At 66.8% G+C, this 6,238-nt stretch carries 5 protein-coding genes; 2 read left to right on the forward strand and 3 right to left on the reverse strand.

From position 1 onward, the window contains the following. Positions 1–56: 56 nt before the first annotated feature. Together V0R59_RS29760 and V0R59_RS29765 are read left to right on the forward strand one after the other, a co-directional pair. Positions 57–842, forward strand: coding sequence for an enoyl-CoA hydratase (locus V0R59_RS29760; RefSeq protein ID WP_330074098.1), 786 nt, complete (start codon positions 57–59; stop codon positions 840–842). Positions 843–1,369: 527 nt separating this feature from the next. Then, positions 1,370–1,693: a hypothetical protein gene (locus tag V0R59_RS29765; protein ID WP_330074099.1), complete on the forward strand. Its 324-nt coding sequence runs from the start codon at positions 1,370–1,372 to the stop codon at positions 1,691–1,693. 106 nt (positions 1,694–1,799) lie between these two features. Here V0R59_RS29765 and V0R59_RS29770 read toward each other — a convergent pair whose 3' ends face one another. From V0R59_RS29770 to V0R59_RS29780, 3 genes are read right to left on the reverse strand one after another with little or no spacing between them, the layout of a single operon-like run. Further along, positions 1,800–2,576: an SDR family oxidoreductase gene (locus V0R59_RS29770; protein ID WP_330074100.1), complete on the reverse strand. Its 777-nt coding sequence runs from the start codon at positions 2,574–2,576 to the stop codon at positions 1,800–1,802. Further along, positions 2,573–4,267 carry an FAD-binding protein gene (locus tag V0R59_RS29775; RefSeq protein WP_330074101.1) on the reverse strand — a complete coding sequence of 565 codons (1,695 nt, stop codon included), beginning with the start codon at positions 4,265–4,267 and terminating at the stop codon, positions 2,573–2,575. The genes V0R59_RS29770 and V0R59_RS29775 overlap by 4 nt, the downstream gene beginning before the upstream one ends. Next, the gene (locus V0R59_RS29780) at positions 4,264–5,976 is read right to left on the reverse strand and encodes an FAD-dependent oxidoreductase (protein WP_330074102.1); all 1,713 of its coding nucleotides are present in this window, start codon (positions 5,974–5,976) and stop codon (positions 4,264–4,266) included. The genes V0R59_RS29775 and V0R59_RS29780 overlap by 4 nt, the downstream gene beginning before the upstream one ends. Positions 5,977–6,238: the final 262 nt, after the last annotated feature.

The following is a 6,238-nucleotide window of genomic DNA, read 5'->3' on the forward strand; positions in this document are numbered from 1 at the left end:
TGAACCGGCCCCGTTGCGGGTCGACACTGCGGGCACTTTCACGCGCGAGAAGGCTTATGTCCGCTATCGATCTTTCCCCCCTGCTGCTGGAGTTCCCGGCCCCCGGCGTGGCCTTGCTGCGCCTGCACCGACCGCAGGCCAGCAATGCCCTGAGCCTGGAGTTGCAGGCGTTGCTGTCACAGCGCTTCAGCGAACTGGGCAATGATCCTGACGTGCGCTGCATCGTCCTCACCGGCGGCGACACGGTGTTCGCCGCTGGCGGTGATATCACCAGCATGGCCGGGGTCGGCCCGATCGAGATCGTGCAGCGGCATACCGAGCGGGTCTGGGCACCGATCCAGCACTGCCCCAAGCCGGTGATCGCCGCCGTGTGCGGCTATGCCTATGGCGGTGGCTGCGAGCTGGCGATGCATGCCGACCTGATCGTCGCCGGCAAATCGGCGCGGTTCTGCCAGCCGGAGGTGCGCATCGGCATCATGCCGGGGATCGGCGGTACCCAGCGCCTGGTGCGGGCGGTGGGCAAGGTCAAGGCAATGCGCATGGCGCTGACCGGGCAGCCGATCACGGCGGAGGAAGCCTGGGTGGCGGGACTGGTCAGTGACCTGGTGGAGGATGACCAGGTCCAGGCCCAGGCCCTGAAGCTCGCGCAGTCAATCGCCGCCATGCCAGCGCTGGCGGTGGAGCAGATCAAGGAAGTGATTCTGGCGGGGATGGATGCGTCGCTGGAGTCGGCGCTGGCGTTGGAGAGGAAGGCCAATGCGTTGTTGTTTGCGTCGAGGGATCAGAAGGAAGGGATGCAGGCGTTCATCGAGAAGCGGGTGGCACGGTTCGAGGGATGTTGACGGGTTCTTGGCCCACAACACATGGCTGACATTGTGGGGTTTCGCCCACGCTGTCGCGCAGAGAACAAGGTCTGGATACGACGCGGACCCTGTAGGAGCGGGTTCACCCGCGATTGCGCTGGCGAATTCACTATCGTAGTCGCGGGTAAACCCGCTCCCACAAGTCTCCGTCGCATCAATGAGTTATGTGGTGCTCCATGAGGCCAGCCAAGGTGTCATAAAAAGCTACGAAAAGCGCGTAACTTCCGTCTTTCTTGTAGGCAATTTCCCAAGCATACTTCCGCTCCCTGACAGCGCTTGCGCTCATGGAAACCTGTGCCTAGTCTCCGCCGGTCGTTGCAAATTCAACGACCGGCTTTGACAGGCCGGGATTGCATGAACGCTAGCTACCGTCATGGCGGCTGTGCGTGTGGGCACCTTCGGGTGCGCCAGGATTCTCATGCTCTCTGGTCTGTCAACCCGCGCACAGCTGCCACCCACCTGTTTGACAGCAGGTGTCCCACGGCCCACCAGAGCATGAGACAACCATGAAAAAAATCGTACCCGATCCTCCAGTTGCGTCTCCCCGACACCCCGCCCGCCTTGCCACTGTCCATACCCACTTCGCCTCCTGCGACGGTCATCACCCGCCACTGTTCGCCGTGTGTGACGGCGCCGATATCGCCGATGCGCTGGCTCACCTTGCGAGTGCGTTGAGATCCGCTGTAGAAACCAATGCCCAGATGTGCGACCTGGCAGATCACCGCTATGGCGATCTGCTCTGGGCGACCCAGCAGTCGCTGGAGATTGCTCAGGCGCTGGTGGTATCGCTGGCGAAGGCCGTCGAGAGGCAGAACGCGGGAGGCGCTTGAACGCTTCAAGCAAAGAAGTTTGACGTCAGGCCAGAAGCACCGTTGACCTGTCCGGCCTTATCGCTGACAACGCCAGCAATAAGGCCACCATTGGAAACGCGCCCCCTCAGATACTCATCACCATCTGCCCACTATCCACCCGCAACTCCACCCCATTCACCGCCCGCGCTTCATCACTGGCGAGGTACAACACACTCCCCGCCACATCCTCCGGCCGGCACATGCGGTTCATGGGGTCGCTGTCGATGGTCAGCCGTTCCGGATCCAGCCCCGCCGGAAAGCCCCCGCTGGTCATATCCGTGAGCACCCCGTCCGGGTGCAGGCTGTTGCAACGAATCCGGTACCTGCGCCGCCGGCAGAACGCTGCCACCGAGCGGGTCAGCGCCGCTACCGCGCCTTTCGACGCGCTGTAGGCCAGGTAATCATCACGCCCGGCCAGCGCGGCGATGGACGACAGGTTGATGATCGAGCCGCCGCCCTCCTTCATCAGCCCGATGGCCTCCCGGCAGCCGAGGAACACGCTGTCGGCATTGACCCGCATCAGCTTGTGCCAGTCGTCCAGCGGGGTTTCCTCGATGGTGCCGCTGATAAGGATCCCGGCGTTGTTGACCAGGATATCCAGCCGCCCATACCGCTCGCGCATCAACCCCATCAGACTCTGCCAGCCTTGCTCGCTGCTGGCGTCATGGCGGACGAACAGCGTCGCCTCGCCCAGTTCCGCCACCAGCGCTTCCCCCGCCACTTCATCGATATCGGCGATCACCACCCGCGCGCCTTCGCGCACCAGCAGGCGCACGCTGGCCCGGCCGATACCACGGGCGCCACCGGTGACGATGGCGACCTTGCCGGCGACCCGGCCATTCGATTTCAGGGATTCGTTCATGACGCAGCCTCGTCGGCACATTGCGGTTGATGACTGCCCTGCCCGTCCCGCGCAGCCGCCAAGCCAGCCCGGCGCCCGGAGAACACGCAGTCGGCCAGGGACAGGCCGCTTATATAAAGGTGCGATGGGATGCCGACGGCAGCCCGGCCAGCGGCGTACAGGCCCGGTACCGGCTGCGCCGTCTCGTCCAGCACTGCCCCGTTGCCTTCGTCGACACGCAGCCCGCCCAGGGTCAAGGCGCCCAGCGGGAACAGCGGATTGCCCACGGAGATGTCGCAGGCATAGTACGGCCCCTGCTCCAGCGCCTGCCGCCCGCCGCGGGATTTGCCGAACGGATCTGCAGCCTCGCCCCGCGCCGCGGCATTGTTGGCCTGCACCGCGTCACGCAGGGCCTGGGCATTCATCCCGGTGACCCGGGCCAGTTCGTCGAGGCTGCGGCCCTTGCGCACGTTGAACAGCATCAAGGCCAGGGCCGGCACGGTCTGGAACCACCAGTAGCCCTTGAACAGCGCCTCGCGCAGGGTCTTCCTGCGCAGCGGCTTGTCCAGTACCAGCCAGGCACGGCCGCCCTGCTCCTCCATCAACGGCTGACCGAGGGTCGCGCCGTAGACTTCCTCGTTGCAGAAACGCCGGCCCTCGGTGTTCACCACGATGCCCTTGTGCCAACTGTAGGGCGGGTTGATGAAGCGCCAGGCCGAGACCCGCTCCAGCCGATCGCTGCTGGCACCGACACTGAGCCCCAGGCGCAGGCCGCTGCCATCGCAGCCGGTGGCGCCAACCTTGAAATTGCGGCGGAATTTCGGCGCATGCCGGGCGATCAGCTCGCGGTTGAAGATGAAACCGCCGGTACTCAGGATCACCGCCTTGCTCGCCCGCACCAGCAGTGGCCGGGCGAAGTCCTTCTCCAGTTGTGCCGCGCGCTGGCGCAAGCCATCGCAGTAGCCCGGGGCGAAGTTCTGCAGTTTCTCTGCACGGGCAATCAGCCTGGCATGCAGCCCAGCCTGCTGGCTGCCCGGCGGCAGGCGCCAGAACTCGGCGCCGATCACCCGGCCCACGGCATCCACCACCAGGCGCCGGGCCGCTGCCTGCAGCAGCGGTCGCACCCCGGCCCGCAGGCAGGCCGCCTGCAGGTGGCGGTACAGCACGGCGCCGCACTGCCCCTTGCCGACCGTGCGATGGCCCCGCGGCGCCGGTGGATTGTCGCCGGCGTAGAGCGGCACCAGTTCGTTGCCGGAGTAGTAGAGGTAGTAGCCGTCCTGCGGATAGGAGGTCTTGCCGCCCGGCGGTACTTCATGGGAATACGGCGCACCATGGCTTTCCAGCCATTGCAGGTTGGCCACGCTGTCGTCGCAGAAGCGCCGCAGGGTTGCGTCGCTGACCACGCCCTGGGTTTCGTGCCGCAGGTAGTCGAACATCGCCTCGGGAGAGTCGTTGTAACCGGCGCGGCGCTGCTGGCGGGTACCGCCACCGGCGTAGACCACACCACCGCTCTTGGCACTGGCCCCGCCGCCCAGGAAGCGGTCGGCCACCAGCACATAGGCACCGGCGGCACGGGCTTCCAGGGCCGCACAGGCACCGGCGGCGCCCCAGCCGAGCACCAGCACTTCGCAGTATTCGTCCCATTGCCGACCCAGCAGCTCGTCGCTGCGCAGCGGCGGCAGGATCGGCGTCACCGTGTCGACCCGGCTCATGAGGCCTCCCCGGCGAGATGGTTCGCCGCCACATAGCCGAAGGTCATGGCCGGCCCGAGCGTGCCGCCGGCACCGGGGTAGCTGGTGCCCATCACCGAGGCCGAGCAGTTGCCGATGGCGTACAGGCCCGGGATCGGCGTGCCGTCGGCGCGCACCACCTGGGCATTGGCGTTGGTCAGCAGGCCGCCCTTGGTACCGATATCGCCGGCGTCCAGGCGCATGGCGTAGAACGGGCCCTTGCGCAGCGGTGCCAGGCACGGGTTGGGCTTGATGTTGCAGTCACCGTAGTAGCGGTCGAAGACGTTGCCGCCGCGGCCGAAGTCCTCGTCCACGCCGCTGCGGGCATAGTCGTTGACCTTGCCCACCGTGTGCTCCAGGCCGGCAGCGTCGACGCCGATCTGCGCGGCCAGGTCGGCCAGGGTGTCGGCTTTCCAGTACAGGGTATTCAGCCATTCCTTGCGCAGGCGGCTGTCGGGCATGACCTGGGCCGGCATCAGCGGGCCCATGGCGTAGTTGAAGCGGAAATGCGCATCGAAGATCACCCAGGCCGGCACGCTGCGCCCGCCACTGCGCGGGTTGTCGCGGTGCATGGCATCGACGAACTCCAGGTACGGCGCAGCCTCGTTGACGAAGCGCCGACCCTGGCCGTTGACCACGATGGCGCCGGGGAAGGCGCGCTCGGCGAAGATCCCGCGGGGCTTGTCCTCCCCCGGCACGGCGATGGTCGGTGCCCACCAGGCCCAGTCCATCAGCGCGGTGGCGGCGCCCTCCTGCATGCCCGCGAGCAAGGCGGCGCCGGTGTTGTTGCCCGGTGGCGTGGCGCTCCAGCCCATCTGCGTGGGCTTGGGCAGGTACTGCTCGCGCAGGGCCTGGTTCTGCTCGAAACCGCCGGAACCGAAGATCACGCCGAGGCGTGCCTCCAGCGTCGTTTCCTGGCCATCGCGAACCACCTTGATCCCGGCGACCTTGCCATCGCGCATCAGCAGTTCGCGGAAATCGGTGTTGAGCCAGAGCGGCACGTCGCGGTCCATCAGCGAGCGACGCAGGGCCGAGACCAGCGAGCTGCCGAGGGCGGCGCGGCGGTCGTACTTGCTCTTGCGCCGCCATTTGAAGTCCAGCTTGTAGCGCAGCATCAGGCCGAGGATCAGCCAGCGCCAGCCGAAGCTGCGGGCCATGGCCTTGTGCGCGTGGCGCGCGGTCCAGGCGATGCGGCCCATGAGCAGGGTCGATGGCGACGGCTTGCGCAGGTTGTCCAGTTCCTCGCCGAGCAGGCTGGTGTCGAACAGCTCCGGATCGAGGGTACGGCCGCCGGGCAGCGCGCCGGGCAGGTGCGGATAGTAATCCGGGTACTTGGCCGCGACCGCGTAGCGCACGCGGCTGTTGCGGGTCAGCGCCTCGATCATCTTCGGCGCGTTGGCCAGGTAGGCCTCCAGGCGCGCCGGTTCGACGTGCTCGCCGGCGGCGGCCTGCAGGTAGCGGCGCGCCAGTTCCGGGCTGTCGTTGCCACCGAGGCGGGCGAAATAATGGTTGTTGGGAATCCAGATCCCGCCGCCGGAGATCGCCGAAGTGCCGCCGTACTTGTCGCTTTTTTCCACGATCAGGACCCGCAGACCGTGATCGGCGAGAAACACCGCCGAAGTCATCGCACCCGCGCCCGAACCGACGACGATCACGTCGTAGCCGGGTTGAGACTGAACTTGAGCCGTCATTGTTGTTATGCCATTAGCTGAGGTCAGGAGAACCGCCGGTCAGGGGGCGGTGGACCTCATCTTCATGGGCTCGCGGGGCGGGATCATCGTCAAAGCGGACTAGGCGGGGTTGCTGGGGTCAGCGAAGTGGAGAGAACACAGATGGAGAGCACGACGCAGACCTTGTGGGAGCGGGGGGTTGGGCCCGGGCGCGTGTGGGGTGTGGGGCAGCAAGGGGGGGGGTGACCCGCCGCCCACGGGGGCGCCGGCACCCCCCGCCGGG

Origin of the sequence: Pseudomonas ulcerans (assembly GCF_036324125.1) — a bacterium.
Classification (GTDB): domain Bacteria; phylum Pseudomonadota; class Gammaproteobacteria; order Pseudomonadales; family Pseudomonadaceae; genus Aquipseudomonas; species Aquipseudomonas ulcerans.

What these genes read in the sequence shown, in the direction of transcription:
- V0R59_RS29760 (WP_330074098.1), top strand. Translation starts at nt 57, where the DNA reads ATGTCCGCTATCGATCTTTCCCCCCTGCTGCTGGAGTTCCCGGCCCCC.
- V0R59_RS29765 (WP_330074099.1), top strand. Translation starts at nt 1,370, where the DNA reads ATGAAAAAAATCGTACCCGATCCTCCAGTTGCGTCTCCCCGACACCCC.
- V0R59_RS29770 (WP_330074100.1), bottom strand. Translation starts at nt 2,576, where the DNA reads ATGAACGAATCCCTGAAATCGAATGGCCGGGTCGCCGGCAAGGTCGCC.
- V0R59_RS29775 (WP_330074101.1), bottom strand. Translation starts at nt 4,267, where the DNA reads ATGAGCCGGGTCGACACGGTGACGCCGATCCTGCCGCCGCTGCGCAGC.
- V0R59_RS29780 (WP_330074102.1), bottom strand. Translation starts at nt 5,976, where the DNA reads ATGACGGCTCAAGTTCAGTCTCAACCCGGCTACGACGTGATCGTCGTC.